This window comes from Agrococcus beijingensis (assembly GCF_030758955.1).
Taxonomy (GTDB): domain Bacteria; phylum Actinomycetota; class Actinomycetes; order Actinomycetales; family Microbacteriaceae; genus Agrococcus; species Agrococcus beijingensis.
In genome coordinates this window covers 1,956,529-1,979,344 of the sequence record NZ_CP132360.1, presented here as the reverse complement: position 1 = coordinate 1,979,344, position 22,816 = coordinate 1,956,529, and the positions used below count along the sequence as shown (strand labels likewise).

19 protein-coding genes are annotated in these 22,816 nt (G+C 75.0%); 6 read left to right on the top strand and 13 right to left on the bottom strand.

Annotated elements, in window-relative coordinates; genetic code table 11:
- Nucleotides 1-21 precede the first annotated feature (21 nt).
- Both Q9250_RS09505 and nucS read left to right on the top strand, forming a co-directional pair.
- Nucleotides 22-1,230: an MFS transporter gene (locus Q9250_RS09505; protein WP_306231635.1), complete on the top strand. Its 1,209-nt coding sequence runs from the start codon at nt 22-24 to the stop codon at nt 1,228-1,230.
- Entirely contained in the window at nt 1,227-1,922 is a 696-nt protein-coding gene (gene nucS / locus Q9250_RS09500; RefSeq protein WP_306231634.1) for an endonuclease NucS, read from the top strand. The genes Q9250_RS09505 and nucS overlap by 4 nt, the downstream gene beginning before the upstream one ends.
- Nucleotides 1,923-1,965: 43 nt before the next feature.
- Here nucS and Q9250_RS09495 read toward each other — a convergent pair whose 3' ends face one another.
- The 3 genes from Q9250_RS09495 to hemB all read right to left on the bottom strand — a co-directional run bounded on the left by Q9250_RS09495 (nt 1,966) and on the right by hemB (nt 5,241).
- A complete protein-coding gene (locus Q9250_RS09495) occupies nt 1,966-2,886 on the bottom strand; it encodes a hypothetical protein (RefSeq protein ID WP_306231633.1) in 921 nt (306 codons plus the stop codon).
- Between the two features lie 67 nt (nt 2,887-2,953).
- Complete coding sequence (hemL, locus tag Q9250_RS09490) at nt 2,954-4,264, bottom strand: glutamate-1-semialdehyde 2,1-aminomutase (protein WP_306231632.1); 1,311 nt, start codon at nt 4,262-4,264, stop codon at nt 2,954-2,956.
- Nucleotides 4,261-5,241, bottom strand: coding sequence for a porphobilinogen synthase (gene hemB, locus Q9250_RS09485; protein ID WP_306231630.1), 981 nt, complete (start codon nt 5,239-5,241; stop codon nt 4,261-4,263). Before hemB ends, hemL begins: the two co-directional genes overlap by 4 nt.
- A gap of 174 nt (nt 5,242-5,415) precedes the next feature.
- Between hemB and Q9250_RS09480 the strand changes: the two genes are divergently transcribed.
- On the top strand, nt 5,416-6,438 hold the full coding sequence (locus tag Q9250_RS09480; RefSeq protein ID WP_306231628.1) for an NAD(P)-dependent alcohol dehydrogenase: 1,023 nt from the start codon (nt 5,416-5,418) through the stop codon (nt 6,436-6,438).
- An 80-nt stretch (nt 6,439-6,518) separates the two neighbouring features.
- Here Q9250_RS09480 and Q9250_RS09475 read toward each other — a convergent pair whose 3' ends face one another.
- From Q9250_RS09475 to hemE, 10 genes are all read right to left on the bottom strand, one after another.
- On the bottom strand, nt 6,519-7,082 hold the full coding sequence (locus Q9250_RS09475; RefSeq protein ID WP_306231627.1) for a hypothetical protein: 564 nt from the start codon (nt 7,080-7,082) through the stop codon (nt 6,519-6,521).
- A gap of 112 nt (nt 7,083-7,194) precedes the next feature.
- Nucleotides 7,195-9,630 (bottom strand): serine hydrolase, encoded by a 2,436-nt coding sequence (locus Q9250_RS09470; RefSeq protein WP_306231626.1) that lies wholly within the window; start codon nt 9,628-9,630, stop codon nt 7,195-7,197.
- A gap of 278 nt (nt 9,631-9,908) precedes the next feature.
- Entirely contained in the window at nt 9,909-10,385 is a 477-nt protein-coding gene (locus Q9250_RS09465) for an aminoacyl-tRNA deacylase (protein WP_306231625.1), read from the bottom strand.
- 303 nt (nt 10,386-10,688) lie between these two features.
- Entirely contained in the window at nt 10,689-11,501 is an 813-nt protein-coding gene (locus tag Q9250_RS09460; protein ID WP_306231624.1) for a uroporphyrinogen-III synthase, read from the bottom strand.
- A gap of 74 nt (nt 11,502-11,575) precedes the next feature.
- The gene (locus tag Q9250_RS09455; RefSeq protein ID WP_306231623.1) at nt 11,576-11,782 is read right to left on the bottom strand and encodes a hypothetical protein; all 207 of its coding nucleotides are present in this window, start codon (nt 11,780-11,782) and stop codon (nt 11,576-11,578) included.
- A 39-nt stretch (nt 11,783-11,821) separates the two neighbouring features.
- Complete coding sequence (gene hemC / locus Q9250_RS09450) at nt 11,822-12,781, bottom strand: hydroxymethylbilane synthase (protein WP_306231622.1); 960 nt, start codon at nt 12,779-12,781, stop codon at nt 11,822-11,824.
- Between the two features lie 139 nt (nt 12,782-12,920).
- Nucleotides 12,921-14,261, bottom strand: a complete 1,341-nt coding sequence (locus Q9250_RS09445; protein WP_306231621.1) for a ferrochelatase — start codon at nt 14,259-14,261, stop codon at nt 12,921-12,923.
- A complete protein-coding gene (hemQ, locus tag Q9250_RS09440) occupies nt 14,258-14,926 on the bottom strand; it encodes a hydrogen peroxide-dependent heme synthase (protein WP_306231619.1) in 669 nt (222 codons plus the stop codon). Before hemQ ends, Q9250_RS09445 begins: the two co-directional genes overlap by 4 nt.
- Nucleotides 14,923-16,593: a protoporphyrinogen oxidase gene (hemG, locus tag Q9250_RS09435; RefSeq protein WP_306231618.1), complete on the bottom strand. Its 1,671-nt coding sequence runs from the start codon at nt 16,591-16,593 to the stop codon at nt 14,923-14,925. Before hemG ends, hemQ begins: the two co-directional genes overlap by 4 nt.
- On the bottom strand, nt 16,590-17,702 hold the full coding sequence (gene hemE, locus Q9250_RS09430) for a uroporphyrinogen decarboxylase (RefSeq protein ID WP_306231617.1): 1,113 nt from the start codon (nt 17,700-17,702) through the stop codon (nt 16,590-16,592). Before hemE ends, hemG begins: the two co-directional genes overlap by 4 nt.
- 103 nt (nt 17,703-17,805) lie before the next feature.
- Here hemE and Q9250_RS09425 point away from each other — a divergent pair, with 103 nt between their 5' ends.
- The 3 genes from Q9250_RS09425 (at nt 17,806) to Q9250_RS09415 (ending at nt 22,812) form a co-directional block, all read left to right on the top strand.
- Nucleotides 17,806-19,176 (top strand): glutamyl-tRNA reductase, encoded by a 1,371-nt coding sequence (locus tag Q9250_RS09425; protein ID WP_306231616.1) that lies wholly within the window; start codon nt 17,806-17,808, stop codon nt 19,174-19,176.
- Nucleotides 19,177-19,275: 99 nt separating this feature from the next.
- Nucleotides 19,276-20,685: an MFS transporter gene (locus tag Q9250_RS09420; RefSeq protein WP_306231615.1), complete on the top strand. Its 1,410-nt coding sequence runs from the start codon at nt 19,276-19,278 to the stop codon at nt 20,683-20,685.
- A 129-nt stretch (nt 20,686-20,814) separates the two neighbouring features.
- Nucleotides 20,815-22,812, top strand: a complete 1,998-nt coding sequence (locus tag Q9250_RS09415; RefSeq protein WP_306231613.1) for a glycogen debranching N-terminal domain-containing protein — start codon at nt 20,815-20,817, stop codon at nt 22,810-22,812.
- Nucleotides 22,813-22,816: the final 4 nt, after the last annotated feature.

The following is a 22,816-nucleotide window of genomic DNA, read 5'->3' as shown; positions in this document are numbered from 1 at the left end:
CGCGCACGGCAGAATGGGATCGTGACCCCCGTGACCGCCTGGCGAAACGCTGTCTTCGCGACCTTCTTCACCATGGGGTTCGGCTTCTCGAGCTGGCTCTCGCGCGTGCCGCACGTGCGCGACACGCTCGAGGCCTCCACGGGCGAGATGGGCCTGCTGCTGCTGGGGATCTCGGTCGGCTCGATCGCGGGCCTGCTGGTGGCGAGCCACGTGATCCACGCCGTCGGCTCGCGCATCGTCGCCTCGTTCGGCATGATCGCCGTCTCGGGCGGGCTCGCGATCGCCGGCTGGGCCGCCGAGGCATCGCTGCCCTGGCTCGTGGTGGTCGGCTTCATCGTGGGCGGCAGCCTCACGGGCATCACCGACGTGGCCATGAACATCTCGGGCGCCGCCAACGAGCGCGCGCTGGGCAAGCCGATCATGCCCGTGTTCCACGCGTTCTTCTCGCTCGGCACCGTCGCCGGCGCCGGCCTCGGCGGCCTGTGCGAGCTGCTCGGGGTGCCGCTCGGGTGGCAGTCGACCGGCGTCGCGGTCGCGACGGTCGCGCTCGGCCTCGTGGTCTACCGCTTCCTGCCGGAGGACGAGGTCGACGAGCACGAGACGCCCGTCACGCTCGGCGAGCGGCTCTCGGTGTGGAAGGACCCGCGCACGCTGCTGCTGGGCCTGCTCGTGCTCGGCATGGCGCTCACCGAGGGCAGCGCGAACGACTGGCTCACGCTCGTGATGGTCGACGGCCACGGCTTCTCGAACGAGGGCGCCGCGTTCACGCTCGCGCTGTTCCTGACCGCGATGACCGTGGGCCGGCTCGTGGGCGTGGGGCTGCTCGAGCGCTTCGGACGCGTGCCGATGCTGCGGGTGTCGGCCGCCCTGGCCGCCGTCGGGCTGCTGATCGTGATCTTCGTCGACCAGCCGGTCGTCGTGATCGTCGGTGTGGTGCTGTGGGGGCTCGGCGCGTGCCTCGGCTTCCCCGTCGGCATGAGCGCCGCCTCCGACGAGCCGCGGCTCGCCGCCGCGCGCGTCGGCACCGTCTCGGCGATCGGCTACATCGCCTTCCTCGCCGGCCCGCCGCTGCTCGGCCTGCTCGGCGACCTCGTCGGGCTGCGCCTGGCGCTGCTCGCCGTGCTCGTGTTCGTGCTGCTCTCGCTGCTCACCAGCCACGTCGCGCGCGAGCGCACCCCCGCTGCCGCCGGCACCACCGGCTCCGCCGCCCGCCAGGAGGACACCCCATGAGGCTCGTCGTCGCCCACTGCTCGGTCGACTACGCGGGGCGCCTCTCGGCGCACCTGCCGCTCGCGCCCCGCGTGCTGATGCTGAAGGCCGACGGGTCGATCCTCGTGCACAGCGACGGCGGCTCGTACAAGCCGCTCAACTGGATGAGCCCGCCTGCCTCCTTCACCGCATCCGCCCCCGATGAGACCCAGGCGGATGCGGGCATCACCGAGATCTGGACGGTCACGCACAAGAAGACCGGCGACTCGCTGATCGTCAAGGTGCACGAGGTGCTCGCCGACTCGAGCCACGAGCTGGGCGTCGACCCGGGGCTCGTGAAGGACGGCGTGGAGGCGCACCTGCAGGTGCTGCTGGCCGAGCAGATCGAGCGGCTCGGCGACGGCTACGAGCTGTGGCGGCGCGAGTACATGACGCCCATCGGGCCGGTCGACATCCTGGCGAAGGATGCCGCGGGGGCGACCGTGGCGGTCGAGATCAAGCGCCGCGGCGAGATCGACGGGGTCGAGCAGCTCACCCGCTACCTCGAGCTGCTGAACCGCGACCCGCGCATCGCGCCGGTGTCGGGCGTGTTCGCGGCGCAGGAGATCAAGCCTCAGGCGCGCACGCTCGCCGAGGACCGCGGGATCCGCTGCGTGGTGCTCGACTACGACGACATGCGCGGCATCGACTCGGGGCACGCTCGGCTGTTCTAGGGGCCCGGGCTGCCCGGCCGAGGCGTGAGCGGGTGCGGCGGCCTCAGCGGACCATCGGGTACGGGCTGCCCTCGTCGTCGGCGTCGTCGCCATCGTCGCGCGGCGGCGGCCACCCCTCCTCCTCGGCGTCGGTGTATCGAGAGGTGTGGCGCGCATGCCCGTCGACGTGCTCGCCCGGGACCGGCTCCTCGGGCTGCGCCTCTGCCGACACCGCCTCGCCCGGCACCGGCTCCTCGGCCGCCGCAGGGGCACTGGCGTCGCCGCCGGCGGCGCCGCCCGCCTCGCCGCCCGCCTCGCCGCCGGCCGCGAACGGCTCCACCCGCTCCTGCCACTGGCCACCGCGGTCGGGCACCGCATCGTCGTGCGACGAGTACGGCGCGACGCGCTCGGGGCTCGGGGCGGATGCGCCAGGCACGTCGTGCTCGTGCGACGAGTAGGGCTCCACCCGCTCGGGCATCGCGCCGCCGCTCTCAGGCAGGGCATCCCCGCGCGAGGCGTAGGGCTCCACGTGGTCGGGCGCCGGTGCCGACGCCTGCGGCAGCTCGTCGTCGTGCGACGAGTACGGGTCGACCTCGTCGCGCCACGTGTCGGGCGCCGATCGGGCCGCCCCGAAGTCGTCGGCGGCGAAGGCACCGCCGCCCGGCTCGCTCGGCTGCTGCGGCTGCTGCGTATCGCTCATGCTGACCTCCCATTTCGTGCTCGGCGGGCTGCTGAAGCTCACGGCGAAGGGGTGCTCGCCGGCGGCAGGGGGCTCGGAGCGCTCGAGCGCGACGCCTGCTCTGTCGGCACGCGTGCCGCAGAGCGGGCACTGCACGACGGCCACGCGACCGGCCTCGTCGACGTCGACGACGCATCCGCCCACCACGACGTCGCCCTGCTCCTCCATGTCGGCGAGGGTGCCGAAGCCCCAGACGATCTCGCGCATGGGGGTGCCGCAGTTGGGGCACGCCAGCGTCGTCGCCATGCGGCCACGGTAGCCCGCAAGAGGGTCCCGGGACTACCCCTTCCGGGGGTGGTCTCGGTGCGCGGGGCTACGCCGCCGTGGGCTTCGCGGCCGCAGCGGCGCGCGCCGCGGCCGGCAGCGCGTCGACGATGCGCCCGAGCGCCTCGTCGCCGTGCGCCGCCGTCACGAACCACGCCTCGAACACGCTCGGCGGCAGGCTGACGCCCGCGTCGAGCATCGCGTGGAAGAACGGCGGGTAGCGGAACGCCTCCTGCGCGCGCACCTGGTCGAAGTCGCGCGGCGCCTCGGGGGCGAAGGCGACCGAGAAGAGGCTGCCGACGCGCGAGATCGCGTGCGCCACGCCCTCGGCCCTGAGCGCATCCGTGAGGGCGCCGGTGATGGTGTCGGCAGCGGCATCCAGCCGCCGGTAGACCTCGTCGGTGGCGAGCCGCAGCGTCGTGAGGCCCGCCGCGACCGCGACGGGATTGCCCGAGAGCGTGCCCGCCTGGTAGACGGGGCCGAGCGGGGCGAGCAGCTCCATGAGGTCGCGCCGGCCGCCGAGGGCGGCGAGCGGCATGCCGCCGCCGATCACCTTGCCGAAGGTGAGGAGGTCGGGCGCCTCGTCGCCGACCCACTGCTCGATGCCCCACATGCCCGAGCGGTGCACGCGGAAGCCGGTGAGCACCTCGTCGCTGATGAGCAGCGCGCCGTGCGCGTGCGCGGTGCGGGCGAGGAAGCCGTTGAAGTCGCCGTCGGGCTCGACGACGCCCATGTTGGCGGCGGCGGCCTCGACGATGACGGCGGCGATCTGGTCGCCGCGCTCGGCGAACACCGCCTCGATCGCGTCGCGGTCGTTGTAGGGCACGACCACGGTGGTGGCGGCGACCGATGCCGGGATGCCGGCCGAGCCGGGCATCGCGAGCGTGGCGAGCCCGGAGCCCGCGGCGACCAGCAGGCCGTCGGAGTGGCCGTGGTAGTGGCCGTCGAACTTCACCAGCAGGTCGCGGCCGGTGGCGCCGCGGGCCAGCCGGATCGCCGTCATGGTCGCCTCGGTGCCGGTCGACACGAGCCGCAGCCGCTCGACGGGGCCGACGCGACGCTCGACCTCCTCGGCCAGCAGCGCCTCGGCGGGCGTCGACGCGCCGAACGAGAGGCCATGGGCTGCGGCGTCCTGCACCGCCTCGATCACCTCGGGGTGCGCGTGCCCCAGGATCGCCGGGCCCCAGCTCGCCACCAGGTCGACGAGCTCGCGCCCCTCGGCGTCGGTGACGTGCGCGCCCTTCGCGGCCACGAGGAACGGCGGCGTGCCGCCGACCGACCCGAACGCCCGCACGGGGCTGTTCACGCCGCCGGGGATCGCCAGCTTCGCGCGCTCGAAGAGCTCGGCGTTGGTGCTCATCGCAGCGCTCCCAGCAGCTCGGCCTGCTCGATCGCCCAGTAGGTGAGCACCACGTCGGCGCCCGCCCGCACGATGCTGGTCAGGCTCTCGGCGATCAGCCGGTCGCGGTCGATCCAGCCGTTGGCGGCCGCCGCCTCGACCATCGCGTACTCGCCCGACACCTGGTAGGCCCAGACGGGCACATCGGATGCGTCGGCGACGTCGGCGAGCACGTCGAGATAGAGGCTGGCCGGCTTCACCATCACGATGTCGGCGCCCTCGGCGATGTCGAGGAGGGCCTCGCGCAGGCCCTCGCGGCGGTTGGCCGGATCCTGCTGGTAGGTCTTCCGGTCACCCTGCAGGCTCGAGTCGACGGCCTCGCGGAACGGGCCGTAGAGCGCCGAGGCGTACTTCGCCGAGTAGCCGAGGATGGCCGTCTGCTGGTGGCCGGCGGCGTCGAGGGCGGCGCGCACGTGCTCGACCTGGCCGTCCATCATGCCGCTGAGCCCGAGGATGCGGCTGCCCGCCTCGGCCTGCGCGAGCGCCATGTCGGCGTAGCGCACGAGCGTCGCGTCGTTGTCGACGCTGCCGTCGGCGGCCAGCACGCCGCAGTGGCCGTGGTCGGTGAACTCGTCGAGGCAGAGGTCGGTCTGCACGACCGTCGCGTCGCCGAAGCGCTCCGCGAGGAACCGCGTGGCGGTGTTGAGGATGCCGTCAGGGTCCGTCGCGCCGGAACCCACCGCATCCTTCTCGGTCGGCACCCCGAAGAGCATGATGCCGCCGATGCCGGCGGCGATGCCGCGCTCGACCTCGCGGGCTGCCGAGTCGAGCGTGTGCTGCAGCTGGCCGGGCATGCTCGTGATCGGGCGGGGCTCGTCGAGGCCCTCCGCGACGAACATCGGCAGCACGAGCTGCGCGGGGTGGATGCGGGTCTCGGCGACCAGGCGGCGCATGGGGGCGCTCTGCCGCAGCCGGCGGGGGCGGAGGGTGGGGGACATCCCCTCCAGGATACTCCGCACCCGTCCGCCGCACCCATCCGCTGACCGCGGTCGTCATCGCCATGGCCCGCTTTGGCCGTTACCGACCCGTCGGCCGAGAGTAGCCTGAAGCGGCAGAGGAGCCGCGTGCATCCAGGCCGCGGCAGCCCCGCCAGACATGAAGGAGGGACTCCCATGAAGGCGGTCCAGTACACGACGTTCGGGCAGAGCCCCGAGCTGGTCGAGATCGAGAAGCCCACCCCCGGACCGGGCGAGGTGCTGCTGCGCATCACCGCCTCGGGCCTGTGCCACTCTGACGAGGTCGTGATGTCGTTCCCGGAGGAGGGCTACCCCTACCCGATGCCGATGACCCTCGGCCACGAGCCGGCCGGCGTCGTCGAGCAGCTCGGCGAGGGCGCGACCGGCGTCTCGGTCGGCGACAGCGTGATCGTCTACGGCTGCTGGGGCTGCGGCGTCTGCACCATGTGCGCGTCGGGCCGAGAGCAGCTGTGCCTGAACGGCATGGTCTCCCCCGGCCTCGGTCGCGACGGCGCGATGGCCGAGTACATGATCGTCGACACCGCTCGCCACCTGGTGCCGATCGGCGACCTCGACCACGTGCGCGCGGCCTCGCTGACCGACGCGGCGCTGACGCCCTACGAGGCGATCAAGAAGGTGCAGCACCACCTCACCGGCGGCTCGACCGCCGTCGTGATCGGCGCCGGCGGCCTCGGCCATGTCGCCATCCAGCTGCTGCGCGAGCTCACCGCCGCGCGCATCGTCGCGCTCGACGTGGGCGACGAGAAGCTCGCCTTCGCCAAGGAGATGGGCGCGCACGAGGCCTTCGAATCGAACGGCGAGGCCGCCGCGAAGATCAAGGAGCTGACGGACGGCGTGGGCGCCGACGTGGTGTTCGACTTCGTCGGCATCGACCCGACCGGCGCCACGGCGCTGGCCGCGGTGCGCGTCGCCGGCGCGGTCGTCGAGGTCGGCGCGGGCGGCGGCGGCGCGAAGGTCGGGCTGATGACCGCGCCGTACGACGTCGAGGTGCGCACCTCGCTCTGGGGCACGCGCTCGTCGCTGCTCGAGCTGGTCGAGATGGCCAAGCGCGGCCAGATCAAGATCGAGACGAAGGAGTACCCGATCGAGGACGCCCTGCAGGCCTATGCCGACCTGCACGACGGCAAGGTGCGCGGCCGGGCGGTCGTGGTGCCCTGATCGGACCTCGCTGACGCCGGCCGACGGCGCGATCCTCTGCGGGTCGCGCCGTCGGCTGCGTCACGGCTCGGCGCGCGGCCTCAGCCGGCGACGGCGATCGTCTCGGCGGCGAAGCCGGGCGAGACGTAGCGCACGGGCATGCCGGGGTGCTCGAGCGCGAACCAGAAGGTGGCCGGGCCGCTGCCGTCGTCGCTGCCGTCGTCTCCGGCGACGTCGTAGCGCAGGCAGTCGCGCTCGCCGAAGGCCAGGCGGATGCGTTCGCTCGCGACGGTCGTGGACGAGGCCTGGAACGCCGCATGCGCCTGCAGCTCGGCCCAGGTCGCGCGGCGGCTCGTGACGGGCCCGGTGGGGTGACCGGAGGCATCCGTCGGTGTCGTGGTGCAGGTGACGCCCTCGGCGTCGCCCGCCTCGAAGCCCGAGCGGTGGAAGGTCGTCTCGCCGCCCCGCTCGGTGCGCACGAGCGCCCAGTGGCCGTCGGGGCAGCCCGCGCGGATCTCGTCGGCGGTGAACGGGGTCGGCGCGAGGCCCGGACCGAGGATGCGCGGGTCGGGGATGCACTCTTCGGGGATGCGCTCGTCGAGGATGCGCTCATGTGGGATGCGCTCGTGTGGCATGCGCTCGTGCGGCATGCGCGGCTCGCTCATGGCGCCAGTGTGCCAGCGGTTCGGCGACCCCGTTCACCAGATCGGAGCCGGTGCACCGGGTCGGAATCGGTGGAAGGGGTCGCCGCTCGCGGCGGGTTCGCCGGCCCGACGATCAGCGGTGCTCCAGGTGCGCGCCGATCGCGGCCCGCAGCACGCCCATGACCGGCCAGCCGCCCTCGGAGCTGTTGCCGAGCACGCTCACGGTCGTCTGCGACGCGGGGATGTGCCAGGTGCAGAACGAGGCGCCCGCGTCGTAGCCCTCGAGCATCAGCACCGGCAGCGTCTGGTGCAGGAACAGGCCCATGCCGCAGCGCATCTGCTCGCCCGGCACGTCGTGCCGCGGCGTCGACATCGCGTCGACGGTCTCGCGCGAGACGATGCGGCCGTCGAGCAGCGCCCGCCAGAAGCGGTGCAGGTCGTCGGCGGTCGTGAACGCGCCGCCGTCGCCGTTGCCGAGCACCGGCAGGTGCAGCGTGTTCACGAGGTCGCCGTCGTCGTGCAGGTAGCCGAGCGCCGTGCCTGCCGGCAGGGCGTTGAGCGGCAGGAAGCCGGTCTGCGCGAGCCCGGCCGGCTCGAGCATCAGGCGCTGCACCGCCTGGTGGTAGGTCTCGCCCGTGGTGCGCTCGAGCACCACGGCCAGCACGATGTAGGCGCCGTTGTTGTAGGCGAACGAGGTGCCCGGCTCGAACGCCTGCGGGAATCCGTCGAGCATCGGCACGAACGCCTCGGCGGTCGTCAGCGTGTGCACCGGCAGCGGCAGCACGAACTGATCGGGCTCCCAGTCGGCCTCCTCGTCGAGGTAGTCGCCGATGCCCGAGGTGTGGTCGAGCAGCTGCTCGATCGTCACCGCGTCGTCGATGAGCGGCAGGTCGTCGCCGAGCAGCTCGCGCACCCGCTGGTCGAGGCGCAGCGCGCCCTGCTCGACCAGCCGCAGGATCGCGACCGCGGTGAAGGCCTTGCTGCCGCTCGCGATCGCGATGCGGGTGCCTGCCGTCATCGGCACCCCGAGGGCGCGGCTGGCGAAGCCCTCGACCCGTTCGAGCACCCGCTCGTCGCCGACGTCGATCGTCGCGACGCCGGTGAAGGCCTCCTTCGCGACCGCCTCGTCGAGCTGCTGCTGGTCAACGTGCATGGCCGCCTCCTCGGGGCTCGTCCACTGCGGATCGTACGCCGGGCGCGGGCGCCGCGCGCGTGCGGGTCGACGGCCGGTCGGGGGCCACCGCGCACTCGTGCGACAGCAGCCGCGCGTGCGCCGACCCCGGTCGCGGGCCGCCGCGCGGGCCCCGCGCGGAACCGCGCCGGCGTCGGCGGCGGCACCCGACGCATCCGCCCGGAAGGCCGCGATCGCGTCGAGCAGCGTCGTCTTGCCGGCGCCGTTCGCGCCCGTCAGCGCGATGCGCTCCGCGCCGCGCACGACGAGCGGCGCGCCGTCGGGCAGCCGCAGCTCGAGCACGTCGCGGCGGGCGGGCACGGCGGTGTCGGGCAGGTCGATGCGGATCGCGCGGTCGTCGCGCAGCTGCTCCTCGGCGGCCTCGAGCGCCGCCGTGGCGCTCGCCTCGCGCGACTCGTGGAGCGCCTTCGAGCGCGCGGTCGTGCGCTCCGCCCGGCGCTGCAGCCCGCCGGCGACGATCTTCGGCATGCCGCCGGCGAGGAACGCCTGGCGGCCCGCGGCCTCCGAGCGCGACCGCCGATCGGCGGCCTCGACGCGGTCGCGCCGCTCGCGCCGCAGCTGCTGCTGGGCGTCGCGCACGTCGCGCTCCGCCGCCGCCTGCTCGGCCGCGATCGCGTCGCGGTAGACCGAGTACGGCCCGTCGAACACGCGCAGCCCGGCGCCGCGGCCGGTGGCGCGGCCCCGCTCGGCGCTCGGCCCGTGCAGCTCTGCGATGCGGTCGACCCGCTCGAGCAGCTCGACATCGTGGCTGACGACGACCAGCGTGCCGCGCCAGCCGCTGACCGCCTCGTGCAGGCGCGCGCGGGCGCCGGCGTCGAGGTTGTTGGTCGGCTCGTCGAGCAGCGCGATGTCGGCGCGCTGCAGCCGGATCGCCGCGAGCCCGACGAGCACCGCCTCGCCGCCCGAGAGCGACGCGACGGCTCGGCGCAGCAGGTCGGCATCGCCCGCGAGGCCGAGGCCGGCGAGCTCGCCGAGCGCCTCCGCCTCGATGCCCCATCGGTCGCCGACCTGGTCGAACCGTTCGGGCGCGACGTCGCCCGACTCGATCGCCGCGATCGCGCCGAGCACGCCTGCGATGCCCAGCGCATCCGCCACCGTGCCGGGGCCGAGCGCGAGCTGCTGCGGCAGCGTCGCGGCGGTGCCCTGCACGGCGACCGTGCCGCCGGTGGGGGTGAGCTCGCCGGCGATGAGGCGCAGCAGGGTCGACTTGCCAGAGCCGTTGCGGCCGACGAGGCCAGTGCGGCCGTGGCCGAGCGCACCGGTGATGCCGCCGGGCTGCTCGCCGGCGGCTGGGTCCGGCGCGGCGCTGCCGAGCGCAGCGGTGCCGTCGGGCCAGGTGAACGAGACGCGCGAGAGCGCGATGGCAGGAGCTGCCAAGAGATCCTCCGAGAACGCAGCTGGTGCGCTGACGGGTGCGTCGACTGTGCGTGGCAGTCGGGTCAGCGCGCGGTCGCGGCTCCGCGGATCTCGGTCATCTCGGCTCTTCTCCTGCGTGGGGCGCCGGCGCTGACACCGCCGACGATTGCTCGGGCGATGCTACGCGCTCGGGCGGCTCGGCGCTACCGCGGGGGCCGGGCTACCCCTCGCCGCGAAGCGGCAGGGCGGGTGCGGCAGCGCGGGTGCGGCAGGCGGGTGCCGCAGGGCGGGCGGATGCGTCAGCGCGGCGGCTCGGGATCGGTCACGTCGGCGACTTGGGCGCCCAGGTGCGCGATGAGGGCATCGCCGTCGACGGTCGCCGCGACGCCGTGGTCGCCGGCGCCGATCGAGACGCGACGGCCGCGCACGCGATCGTCGGCGATGACGGGCAGGGGCGTCGTGGTGCCGAACGGCGTGATGGTGCCGCGCGTGAAGCCGGTGACCGCGAAGGCGGCGTCGGCGTCGGGCATCGACAGCCGGTTCACGCCCAGCAGCTCGCGCAGCTTGGGCCAGGCGATGGTGCGGTCGCCGGGCACCAGCACGAGCACGTGGTCGCCCTCGCCGCGCCGCACGACCATCGTCTTGATGATGTCGGCAGGCGTCACGCCGCGAGCCGCCGCGGCCTCGGCCAGCGAGCCCACCCGGCCGTGGCGCGTGACCTCGTGGTCGAGTCCGGATGCGGCGAGCGCCTCGAGCGCGGGGTTCGTGTCGGCCATGCCGCAACGCTACGCCTGCGAGAGGACGGCGAAGGAGGTGTGCACGAAATGGCGGTCGGCGACCGCCGATGAGCGCCAGAACGGACACCCATCCGCTCAACGACGCGGGCGCCGCCGGCCGACTCCCACAGGTGTGTCACACATCCGCTCAACGACGCGGCCGCCGCCGGCCCATTCCCGCAGCTGTGTCCGAAATGGCTGCCATCCGACGCGAATGAGCGCCAGAATGGACACACATCGCTGAGCAGCGCGGCAGATCGCGACGCATCGCGGCGCCGCCGCGGCAGCTGCGGCCTCCGGGGCTCAGGGCCGCGGCGCCGTCGTCGCCAGCGCCGCCACCAGCGCCGTCGGGTTCGGCTGCTTCGCCACTGCCGCGACCCGCAGGCCGTACTTGCGGCAGTCCTCGGCGGTCTGCTCGCCGATCGCGATGATCCGCGTGTCGGTGGCGAGCCCCAGCCGCGCCACCTGCTTCGCGACCGATCCCGAGGTCACGAGCACCGCGTCGATCGGCGTCTCGGCCGGCTCGACGGCGGTGAGCACCGCATCCGCACCGTCCTCCCCGGCCGCCTGGAGCTCCTCCTGCTGCCGCAGCGCATCCGCATCGATGATGGGCATGCTGCCGGTGATCGCCTCGACGAGCTCGCGCCCCGACTCGTAGACGGGCACCGTCTGATAGGCGACCACCTCGGTCACCTGCATGCCGTGCTGGCGCAGCCCGTCGGCGATCGTGGGGCGCGCGTCGAGCGCGTGCGGCCAGAGCACGCGGCCCTCGCGGATCGGCCACTCGTCGACCAGCCCCGCCGCCGACTGCTTCGTCGGGATGAAGCCCACCGGCACCCCGCGCTCGCGCAGCGAGGCCGCGGTGACGGCGCCCACGGCGGCGACGTGCACCGATGCGGGCACACGCGGCAGCACGCGCACGGTCGACTGGCTGGTGACGACGAGCCAGTCGAAGCGGCCCTCCGACAGCTGGCCGAGCACCCGTTGCAGGTGCTCCTGGTCGTCTGCGGGCTCGATGGTGACGAGCGGCAGGATGAGCGGCTCGAAGCCGGCGTCGGTGACGAGCCGGGCGACGTCGTCGCCCCAGCTGCCGCCACGGGGGATCAGGACTCGCATGGTTCCTCCCGGGTCGGATGCGTCCTGGCATTCAACCAGGCCGGTGCGGCCGCGCTCGTCACGGGCGGGGCGAGTCAGGCAGTTCGCTCGCCCTCGACGGGCGCCCGCACGGGGTCCGCCTCGGCCGCCGGGCTGCGCAGGGAGAGCACCGCGAACGCCACCGCCAGGATCGCGCAGGTGATCGCGGCGACGATCGACCGCTCGACGCCTGCCGCCCCGAACAGCACGAGCCCGACGCAGATGAGGCTGACGCCGGCGAGGACGGTGGCGATGGTGCGCATGCGCCAAAACTACGGGACGCCGGCCGCGATCCCGCTGCTTCAGCCGCGAGGCTCGCGGGCCTCGTGCACCAGCGCCGCCGCGCCGCCGTCGAGCAGCTCGGTGACGGCGCGCTCGGCGACGTCGCGGGCGGCCTCGGCCAGCTCGGCCGGCTTCGTCGAGTCGAGCGTGTAGGCGTGGGATGCGCTCAGTCGCCTCGACCCGTCGGTCGCGTACGCGATCGCGGTGAGGAAGAGCATCCCGTCGACGACCTCGGCGCTGGCGGCGAGCGGCGCGGCGCAGCCGGCCTCGAGCCCCGCGAGCACGCGGCGCTCGGCGTCGGCGGCGGCCCGCGTCGACGCGTGGTCGGTCTTCGTCACCGCCGCGCGCGCGACCGCGTCGCCCTCGCGGATCTCGACCGCGAGCGCGCCCTGGGCGGGCGCGGTCGGGAAGTCGATGAGGTCGAGGATCTCGGTCGCGTGGCCGTCGAGCCCGAGCCGGCGCAGCCCCGCGAGCGCGAGCACGACCGCGTCGAGGTCGGCGCCCTCGCCCGTCTCGGGGTCGCCCTGCGCGCGGGCGAGGCGCGTGGGCACGTTGCCGCGGATGTCGACGATCTCGAGGTCGGGGCGGGCCAGCCGCAGCTGCGCCATGCGGCGCGGCGAGCCGGTGCCCACCTTCGCGCCCTCGGGCAGCTCGGCGAGCGTCAGGCCGTCGCGGGCGCAGAGCGCGTCGCGGGCGTCCTCGCGCTTGGTGACGGCGGCCAGCTCGATGCCGGCGGCCGGCGCGGTCGGCAGATCCTTCATCGAGTGCACGGCCACATCGACGGTGCCGTCGAGCAGCGCGTCGCGCAGCGCCGAGACGAAGACCCCGGTGCCGCCGAGCTGCTGCAGCGACGAGCGGTCCACGTCGCCCTTCGTGGTGATCTCGACGATCTCGACCTCGCCCGCGAAGCGCGCGGCGAGCGCCTTCGTCTGCGCCATCGCGAGCGCCGAGCCGCGGGTGCCGACCCGCACGACGCTCATCGCGCACCCCCGTGCACAACGCAAGCCCGGCCAGCGGGATCCGCGGCGGTCGCGGCAGCACGGGCCCATGCGCCGCGGTTCGCCGCGCTGGAGCTTGCGTTGTGCACCGGGCGGCCGGGGGTGCAGACGCGCACCGCGCTCACGGCTGCAGCCCGGCGATCGCGGGCCGGAAGCCGAGGCGCGGGTTCTCGCAGCAGCCGGGGCGGCAGACGTCGTACCAGGCGGGGATCGAGGTGACCGCCTTGCGCTCGGCGGTCGGCCGGCCCTCGAGCCGCTCCTGCACGAGGTCGACGAGCGCGCCAACGTACTGCGGGTCGACGCCCGGCGTCGGCGCGCGGCGCGCCCAGAGTCCGTGCTCCTCGGCGGTCTCCAGCGCCTCCTCGTCGAGGTCCCACATGACCTCCATGTGGTCGCTGACGAAGCCGAGCGGCACGATAACCACGGCCTTGCGGTTCTCGAGCGCCTCGATCGCGTCATTGACGTCGGGCTCGAGCCACGGCTGCGACGCCGGCCCCGAGCGCGACTGGTAGACGAGCTGCCAGGCGACGTCGGGCGCTGCCTCGCCCATGACCCACTCGGCCGCGGCGAGGTGCTGGCCCTCGTAGCCGCCGCCCGGGCCCCACTGGTGCAGGTCGGGCGCGCCGGAGCGCTCGGCGTCGGCGGTGGGGATGCTGTGGGTCGCGAAGAGCACCTCGATGTCGGCATCCGCGAAGCCCGCGGCGCGCGCCTCGGCGACCGTGCCGCGCACGCCGTCGACGAACGGGGCCAGGAAGCCGGGGTGGTTGAAGAACTGGCGCACCTTGTCGATCGACAGCGACTCCTGCAGGCCGGTCGCCTCGAGCGCGTCGGCCCAGTCCTCGCGGTACTGACGGCACGACGAGTACGAGGAGTAGGCAGAGGTGGGGATCGCGAGCAGCGCCGTCGCCCCGGCCGCCGCGGCCTGCTGCAGCGCCTCGTCGAGGTAGGGCGCCCAGTTGCGGTTGCCCCAGTAGACGGGCAGGTCGACGCCGGCCTCGGCGAGCGCCGCCTCGAGCGCCGCCTTCAGCTCGCGGTTCTGCTGGTTGATGGGGCTCACGCCGCCGAAGTGGCGGTAGTGGGTCGAGACCTCTTCGAGCCGCTCGTCGGGGATGCCGCGGCCGCGCGTGACGTTGCGCAGGAACGGGATCACGTCGTCCTGGCCCTCGGGCCCGCCGAAGCCCGACAGCAGGATGCCGTCGTAGGCGACGGGCTCCTCGACGTGCTCGGGGCCGGCCTGCGCGGCGGGCGTCGCGCTCGGCACCGCTGCACCGGGCTCGAGGCGCACGCCGGTAGCGGCCGGGGGCTTCGTCTCGCGGCGGGCCTCCTGCTGGGCCGCCTGCTGCAGTTCGGGCTGCGACTGCACGGCGCCGGCCATGGCGCTGGCGCCGCCGCAGCAGCCTCCGCCGCAGCAGCCGCCGGCCGGTGCGGCGCTCATCAGCTCGGTGTCCATCGACTCGCTCATGCGAGCACCTCCTCGATCTCGTCGACCGCGATGCGGCGACCGGTGAAGAACGGGATCTCGTCGCGCACGTGGAGGCGCGCGTCGACCGCACGCAGCTCGCGCATCATGTCGACCAGCTCGGTCAGCTCGTCGCTCTCCAGCGGCAGGATCCACTCGTAGTCGCCCAGCGCGAACGCGGCGACGGTGTTGGCGATGACGCCGCGGTAGGCGGCGCCGGCGCGGCCGTGCTCGGCGAGCATGCGGCTGCGCTCCTCTGCGGGCAGCAGGTACCAGTCGAAGGAGCGGTTGAAGGGGTAGACGGTCACCCACCGCTTCGGCTCGATGCCGCGCAGGAACCCGGGCACGTGGCTCTTGTTGAACTCGGCGTCGCGGTGGACGCCCATCGCGCCCCACACCTGCTCGGTGCCGGCGAGCTCGCGCGAGCGGCGCACGCGGCGCACGGCGGCCTGCAGCTGCTCGGGCGACCCGCCGTGCAGCCAGACCATGATGTCGGCGTCGGCGCGCATCGCCGAGACGTCGTAGATGCCGCGCGCGGTGACGCCCTCGGCGGCCAGCGCTGCGAGCTCGTCGGCGAGCGATGCGCCCGTGGTGCCCGCGGTGCCGCGCTTGTGCACGCTCCAGATGGTGAAGCCGTCGCCCGGCTGCGGCTGCGTCTGCTCGCTCATGCGTCTCCTCGGGGTTCTTCGGCGCTCGAGGCGCCTGCGGTGCGGTCGTGGTCGGGGTCGGCTGCGCCGGGCGCAGGGGATGCGTGCGGCTCGGCGGATGCCTCCAGCGCGTCGTGCGCGCTCGTCTCGGCGTCGAGGTCGGTCGTCCAGGGGGTGCCGGGCACGGCGAAGCGCTCCCGGCGGATCTCGAGCGAGGCCCTGCGGGCGTCGGGCACGACCTGCGCGAGGCCGGTGCCCGCGACGGCAGCGCCGACGATCAGCAGGGTGTCGTGCGGGGCGGCGGCGTCGCGCAGCGCCTGCTGGCGGGCGCGGGCGCCGACGATGCTCGAGGGCTGGCCCTGCTCCCAGCGCACGCGCGCGCTGGCGACGGGCTGCGGCAGGTCGAGCCCCAGGATCGCGCGCGCATCGGCGAGCGCGAGCTCGGCGGCAGCGGCGTCGTCGAGGCCCTCGGTGGCGGGCGCGGCGATGCCGGAGCCGTAGGAGAGCCGCACGACCTCGCGGCCGGCGGCCGCCTCGCGCAGCCACGGCCACTTGGCCGTCGAGTGGGTCATCGCCTTCGCCTGCACGCCGGTCGCGTCGGCGGCGACGAGCACGCCGGTGCCGCGCGGGTCGCCCTCGATCGCTCCGGGCGGGAAGACCAGGGTGACGAGCTCGACGGTGACACCGGCCTCGCCCTCCGGGTCGCGCAGCGGCTGCGCGTCGCGGCTGTGCGCGAAGGGCGGCGGCGCGAAGCCGTCGACGTCGGCGAGCACCCGGCGCGCCTCGCGCTCGGGGAGCGCGACGACCAGCGACGACGCGGCGACGCTGCCCGCATCCGTCGTCACGAGCCAGCCGGTGTCGGTCTTCGCGGCCGATTCGACGCGCACACCCGTGCGCAGCTCGGCGCGGTGCAGGGCGGCGCGGGCCGCGAGCGCGGCGGTGAGCCGATGGATGCCGCCGCGGATGCCCTGCACGGCAGAGCCGGCCCTGCCGGTCGCGGCGCCCGCGGCGCGCTCCTCGAGCACCACCGCGACCGCGCCCGACAGCGAGCCGGCCTGCGTCAGGGCGTTGTTGAGCCCCGGCGCGACCGTCGCGATGTCGAGCAGGTCGGTGTCGGCGGAGTAGACGCCGCCGGCGAGCGGCGCGACCAGCCGGTCGAGCACCTTCTGCCCCATGCGGCGCCGCACGAGCGGGCCGAGCGCGTCGAACGAGCCGATGCGCAGCACCGGCATCAGCCGATCGGCGTAGGCGCGCAGCGCGCCGCCCCAGCCGAGCACCGCGATGACGTCCTTCGCGAGCGGCACCGACGGGATGCCCAGCAGCGTCGCCCTCGGCAGCGGTGCAGCCCGGCCGGGCAGCTGCAGCCAGGCGCCCGCGGGGTTGGGCGAGACGATCTCGTCGCCCAGGCCCAGCTCGGTCGCGAGCTCGGCCACCGCGCCGCCGCGGGTCGCGAACGACTCCGCGCCCGCGTCGAGCACCAGGCCGTCGAGCTCGAGCGGGCTCGCGACGCCGCCGAGGCGCGCCGACGCCTCGAGCACCAGCACCCGGTAGCCGCGGCCGGCCAGCTCGTGCGCGACGGTCAGCCCCGCGACGCCCGCGCCGGCCACGATCGTGTCGTACCGCGGCGCGCCCTCGGGAGCGGACGCATCCGCAGGCCCGTGCACGGCCTCGGGGTGCACCTCGGTCACCGCGCGTGCACCGCCTGCACGATGCGCGTCAGCACCGCCGGGTCGGTGGTCGGGGGCACGCCGTGGCCGAGGTTGAACACGTGCGCACGGGCGACGGAGCCGGCCATCATGACGTGGTCGATGGCCGCCTCGACGATCTCCCAGGGCGCGCCGAGCACGGCCGGGTCGAGGTTGCCCTGCACCGTCACGTCGGCGTCGATGCGCTCGAGCGCCACGTCGAGCGGTACCCGCCAGTCGACGCCGACCGCGTCGACGTCGAGGTCCATCGCGCTGTAGAGCTCGCCGGCGCCGACGCCGAAGTGCACGAGCGGCACGCGGCGGCCCGCGGCGTCGGTGAGGTCGCGCACCGCGTCGAGCGCCAGGCGCGAGGCGGGGGCGACGTGCTCGCGGTACTGCTCGAGCGGCAGCGAGCCCGCCCACGAGTCGAACAGCTGAGCGGCCGAGGCGCCCTCCTCGACCTGCGCGCGCAGGAACCGGCCGGTGACGTCGCCCGCCCAGCGGCTCAGGCGATCCCAGGCATCGGGGTGCGAGCGCATGAGCGTGCGCGCCTCGAGGTGGTCCTTCGAGGGGCGGCCGGCGATCAGGTAGGCGGCGAGCGTGAAGGGGGCGCCGGCGAAGCCGATCAGCGGCGTCGAGCCGTCGCCGATCTCGGCGAGGCCCGCGACGGTCTGGCGCACGCCCTCGCGCACGGGCTCGAGCGCCTCGTCGAGCACCGCGGGGTCGAGGGCGACGAGCCGGTCGACGTCCTCGGGGGTGCGGATCGCGCTGCCCATCACCGGGCCGACGCCCGGCTCGATCGTCACGTCGACGCCGACCAGGCGCAGCGGCACCATGATGTCGCTGAAGAAGATGGCCGCGTCGACGCCGTGGCGGCGCACGGGCTGCAGCGTGATCTCGCTCGCGAGCGCCGGGTCGAGGCAGGTGTCGAGCATGTTGCGGCCCGGGCGGTCGGTGCGCTGGCGCAGCTCGCGGTACTCGGGCAGCGAGCGCCCTGCCTGCCGCATGAACCAGACCGGCGTGATCTCGGGGCGGTCGCCGCGGTACGCCCGCACCAGCCCGGAGGCGTTCGTGCGGCTGTGGAGGGGGTGATCGTCGCGCAGCGCAGGCATTGCCCCAGTCTCCCACCTCCGGGCGCGTCGCGCCGCCCGCTGCCTAGCATTCCGCTATGTGCTCGGGCGCCCGAGCACGCGCCCGAGCCGGTAGGATGGGTCGGTGCTCATCTGCCTGACGGCGAGCCATAGGAACGCCGACTTCACCGCCCTCGAGGCGCTGTCGTCCGCCGACGCCGCGCAGCTGCCCACCTCCTTCGCCGCGCACCCCTCGATCGACGGGGCCGTGGTCGTCTCGACCTGCAACCGCTTCGAGGTCTACCTCGACGTCGACGCCGAGGCCGACGATGCGGCCGGCATCGCCCAGACCGCGGCGGCGGATGCGCTGGGGTTCCACCACCCGGAGTCGCTCGAGCCGCTCGCCGACGTGCGCGCCGCCGAGCACCTCTTCGCCGTCGCCTCGGGCCTCGAGTCGGTCGTCATCGGCGAGGGCGAGATCGCCGGGCAGGTGCGCCGAGCGCTCGCCTCCGCGCGCGACGCCGGCACCACCTCGCCCGACCTCGAGCGCCTCTTCCAGCGTGCCTCGGAGACGCAGCGTGGCATCAAGAACCGCACCGGGCTCGGCGAGGCGGGCCGCTCGATCGTGCGCCTCGCGCTCGACCTGGCCAGCAGCAGCGTCGACCTCGCCGGCGCCCGCGTGCTGCTCGTCGGCACCGGCCGCTTCGCGGGCGTCTCGCTCGCCGAGCTGCGCCGCCGCGGCGCCTCGCACATCGAGGTGTGGAGCCCGTCGAACCGCGGCGAGGGCTTCGCCCGCAGCCACGCGATCGGCTACGTCGACCCCCCCGACGCCGCTCTCGCCGCCGCGAGCGCCGACGTCATCGTCACCTGCACGAGCGCCGAGGAGTACGTGGTCGACGCCGCCCTGCTGCGCGCCGGCCGGGCGCAGCTCTCGGCCACCCACGCCTTCCCGGGCGACGAGGTCGACGACCACGACGCATCCGCCTGCCCGGTCGCCCTCGGCGACGCCGGCACCTGCCCGGTGCACCCCGACGGCCTGCACGGCGACGCCTCGTGCCCCGTCGAGCACGGGCGGACGGCGCAGCTCGTCGTCGACATGGGCATGCCGCGCAACGTCGACCCCGACGTCGCCACCGTGCGCGGCGTGCAGCTGCTCGACCTCGAGACGATCCGCCTGCACGCGCCGCTCGAGCACCTCACCGCCACAGAGGACGCCCGCGACCTCGTGCGCAAGGCCGCGCAGCGCTTCGAGCGCGGCACCGCCGAGCAGCGGCTCGGGCCCGCCATCGCCGCCCTGCGCGAGCACGTGCAGGAGGCCATGCACGCCGAGCTCCAGCGCATCGGCAAGCGCGGCACCGAGGAGGAGCGCAGGCTCGCCGAGCAGGCGCTGCGGCACTTCGCCGGCGTCGTGCTGCACAAGCCGACGGTCCGCGCACGCCAGCTGGCCGCCGAGGGTCGCCACGACGACTTCCTCTCGGCGATCGACACGCTCTACGGCATCAACGACGTCGCGTAGGCGCCAGGTGGAGCTGCGAGCCGCCCCTTCGGGCCTCGGCGGTCGAGTCGGCGCCCGCCACGACCGCGGCCGCGGCCTCGGCCTCGGCCTCCGCGCCGCGTGAGCGATCCCGCCACCGGCGACCACGCCATCCTGCCGCCCGCGGCGCTCGAGCTCGATCCGCGCGAGAGCGGCTCTGCCGAGCCGGTGCGCCGCCGCCGCATGGTCGACCTGGCGCCGCTGCGGGCCTCCCCCGCGTTCGCGCGCCTCTGGATCGGCAACACCATCAGCGGCATCGGCGCGCAGATGACGGTGGTCGCGGTGGGCCTGCAGGTGTTCGACATGACCGGCAGCACGCTGATGGTCGCGCTCGTCGCCGGTGTCGCGCTGCTGCCGATGGTCGTCGCCGGCCTCTGGGGCGGCATGCTGGCCGACGCCTTCGACCGCCGCGCGGTGCTGCTGGTCTCGAGCCTGACCGGCTGGGCCGCGGTGCTGGGACTGGTCGGGCTGTCGGCGTGGGACGCCGCGCTCGTCGACGGCGGCGAGCGGGCGCCGATCTGGCCGCTCTACGTGCTCGCGACGATCAACACGATCGCGGCCACCGTCTCGGGCGCCACCCGCTCGGCGGTGACGCCGCGACTGCTGCCGACCCACCTCATCTCGCGGGCCGCGGCGCTCAACGGCATCGCGATCGGCATCATGCTCACGATCGGCCCGGCCGCCGCCGGCGTGCTCGTCGCGCTGGTCGGGCTGCCGCTGACCTTCGCGATCGACGCCGCGCTGTTCACCGCCGGCTTCATCGGCATCGTCGGCCTGCCCAAGCTGCCGCCGCTCGGCGCGGTCGCCAGGCCGGGACTGGAGTCGCTGCGCGACGGCTACCGGTTCCTGCGCACCGCCCCGAACATCCGCATGTCGTTCGTCGTCGACATCATCGCGATGACGTTCGGCCGCCCCTACGCGCTGCTGCCGGCGGTCGGCGCGCTCGTCGTCGGCGGCGGCCCGATCACGGTGGGCGTGCTGACGGCGGCCGGCGCCGTGGGCACGCTGCTCGCCAGCCTCTTCTCCGGCCCGGTCGCGCACGTGCACCGGCACGGCGTCGCGATCGCGCGCGCGATCACCGTCTACGGCGGCTTCGTGCTGCTGTTCGGGCTCGTGCTGGTCGTGCAGACGATCGGATGGGGTGCCGCCGTGAGCGCGGAGTGGTCGCAGGTCGCGCGGCCGGCCCTCGTCGCCGCCGCGCTGGCGATGGCCGGCATGGGCGCGAGCGACGAGATCAGCGCGATCTTCCGCTCGACGATGCTGCTGGCGGCCACCCCCGACGAGATGCGCGGCCGCACCCAGGGCCTGTTCACGGTGGTGGTGGCGGGCGGGCCGCGACTGGGCGACCTCTACGTCGGCGCGGTCGCCACGATGCTCGCGCTCTGGGCGCCGCCGCTGTTCGGCGGCATCCTGATCGTCGCGCTCATCGCGGTCGTCACGCGCACGCAGCGCTCGTTCCTCGCCTACGACGCGCGCAACCCTTCGCTGTAGCCGCGGCTGCGGCGCCGCCCGTGCCGCGCGCCGGCGCTGAGGCTTCCGTCGGAGAAGCCTGACGCTGCCTTGGGCGCCACCCGTCGCCCGCGCGGCTACCGTGGCGCCCAACCGCTCGACGGGAGAGGCATGATGGGTCAGCACGAGCTCGGGGCCAGCCCCCCGCCGCTGCCCGAGCCGCTCGTCGTGCTGGCAGCGCCGACCCAGGTGTGGTCGCACCACGACGGCTCGATGGGCTCGAGCCCGGTGCACGGCGCCTTCCACGGCGAGTGGCGCTACCTGCGGGCGCTCGAGCTGCTGGTCGACCGCGAGCGGGTCGAGCGGCTCGCCGCCACCCTCGAGCCCGGTGGTGCCTCGTTCCGGGGCTCGGAGCCGGTCCGCGACCTCACCCGGCCCCGCGTCGAGCGCACCCGCGAGGTCACCCCCGGCGGCGTCGTCGAGCGCGCGACGGTCGCCAACGACGGCGACCAGCCGATCGCGGCGTCGATCGAGCTCGCCTTCGAGATCGCGTTCGCGCGCATCGCCGACGTGCGCTCGGGTCGCGCGACCGTCGCGGGCGTCGACGTGCAGCTCGAGCGCGGGGTGGTGACCATCACCGACGGCACCCGTTCGCTGCGCGTGCGCGGCCGCGGCGGCGAGCTCGCCGTCGTCGACGATCGCGTGGTGCTCTCGGCCGATCGCATCCTGCGCCCGGCCGACTGGTGCACGCTCGAGCTCGAGCTCGAGCTCGAGGACCTCACGCTCGCGGTGCGGGGCGTGCTGGTGGGGGCGCCATGTACCGCGGTCGAGCCCACGGGCCGCGCCAGCACCGACCGGTGGAGTCGACGAGCCGTGGCCGACCTCGAGAGCCTCCTGCTCGACGCCGGCCACGGCGCATTCCTCGCGGCAGGGGCGCCCTGGCACCTGACCCTGTCGGCACGGGAGGCGCTGACCGCGGCGCGGCTGCTGCTGCCGCTCGGCACCCGCATCGCCAAGGGCACCCTGCGCACGCTGACGGCCCGACAGGGCGTGCGCCACGACCCCGCGACCGGCGAGGAGCCTGGCCGGATCCTGCACGAGCTGCGCCAGCACCGGCTCGAGGCGCAGCGGCCCGCCGAGCGGCTGGCCAGCTTCACGCGCGAGCTCGACGAGACGCCGCTGTGGATCGTGCTGCTGCACGACGCCTGGCGCGCCGGCCTGCCGCTCGAGACGGTGCGCGAGCTGCGGCTGGGGCTGCACGCGGCGCTGTGGTGGCTGCGGGCGCACTCCGGCACCGGCTTCCTCCAGTCGCCGCAGACCGATCGCGACGCGGCCACGGGCTCGCCCGGTCCCGTCGACGCGGCGGTGCAGGCGCTGGCCTGCAGGGCGGCCGTCGGCGCTGCGGCGCTGCTCGACGCGCTCGGCGACGACGGCGACCCCTGGCGGGCGTGGGCCGAGGCCCTGCGGCGCCGCTTCCGCGCCGCGTTCTGGGTGACGCGCGACGGCGCGCGCTTCCCGGCGGCGTCGCTCGACGACGCGGGGGCCCCGGTCGCCACGCTCGGCGCGGCACTCGGCCAGCTGCTCGGATCGACGCTGCTCGACCGCGACGAGGAGCGCATCGTCGCGCGCCTGCTGCTCGACGAGCGGCTGAGCTCGGGCTTCGGGCTGCGCACGCTCGCCGCCGACGCTCGCGGCTACCGGCCGCTGGCCGAGCACGCCGGCGCGGTGCGGCCGGTCGACACGGCGGTCGCCGTCGAGGGGCTGCTGCGCATCGGCCTGCGCGCCGAGGCGCAGGCGCTCGCCGAGCAGCTGGAACGGGCGGCGGATGCGTTCCACGGCCGCCTGCCGGAGATCTACAGCGGGCACGGCCCCGCGGAGACCGCCATGCCGATCGCGCTGCCCGGCACCTGCTCCCCGCACGCCGGCAGCGCCGCGGCGGTCGTGCCGGTGCGCCGCGCGCTGGCAGCCGAACACCCGGCAGCCGAGCACCCGGCAGCCGAGCACCCGGCCGCCGAGCACCCGGCCGAGTCGCCGATCGAGCCTGTGCCCGCGCATCCGCAGCCCTCGCCCACGCCCTCGGCGGAGCCCCCGTCGATCATCGCCCGGGGCGGTGCGCGCACGCGCCGCGGCCACCTGCGGCTGGTCGAGCCCTCCGGCGACCAGCGCTGACCAG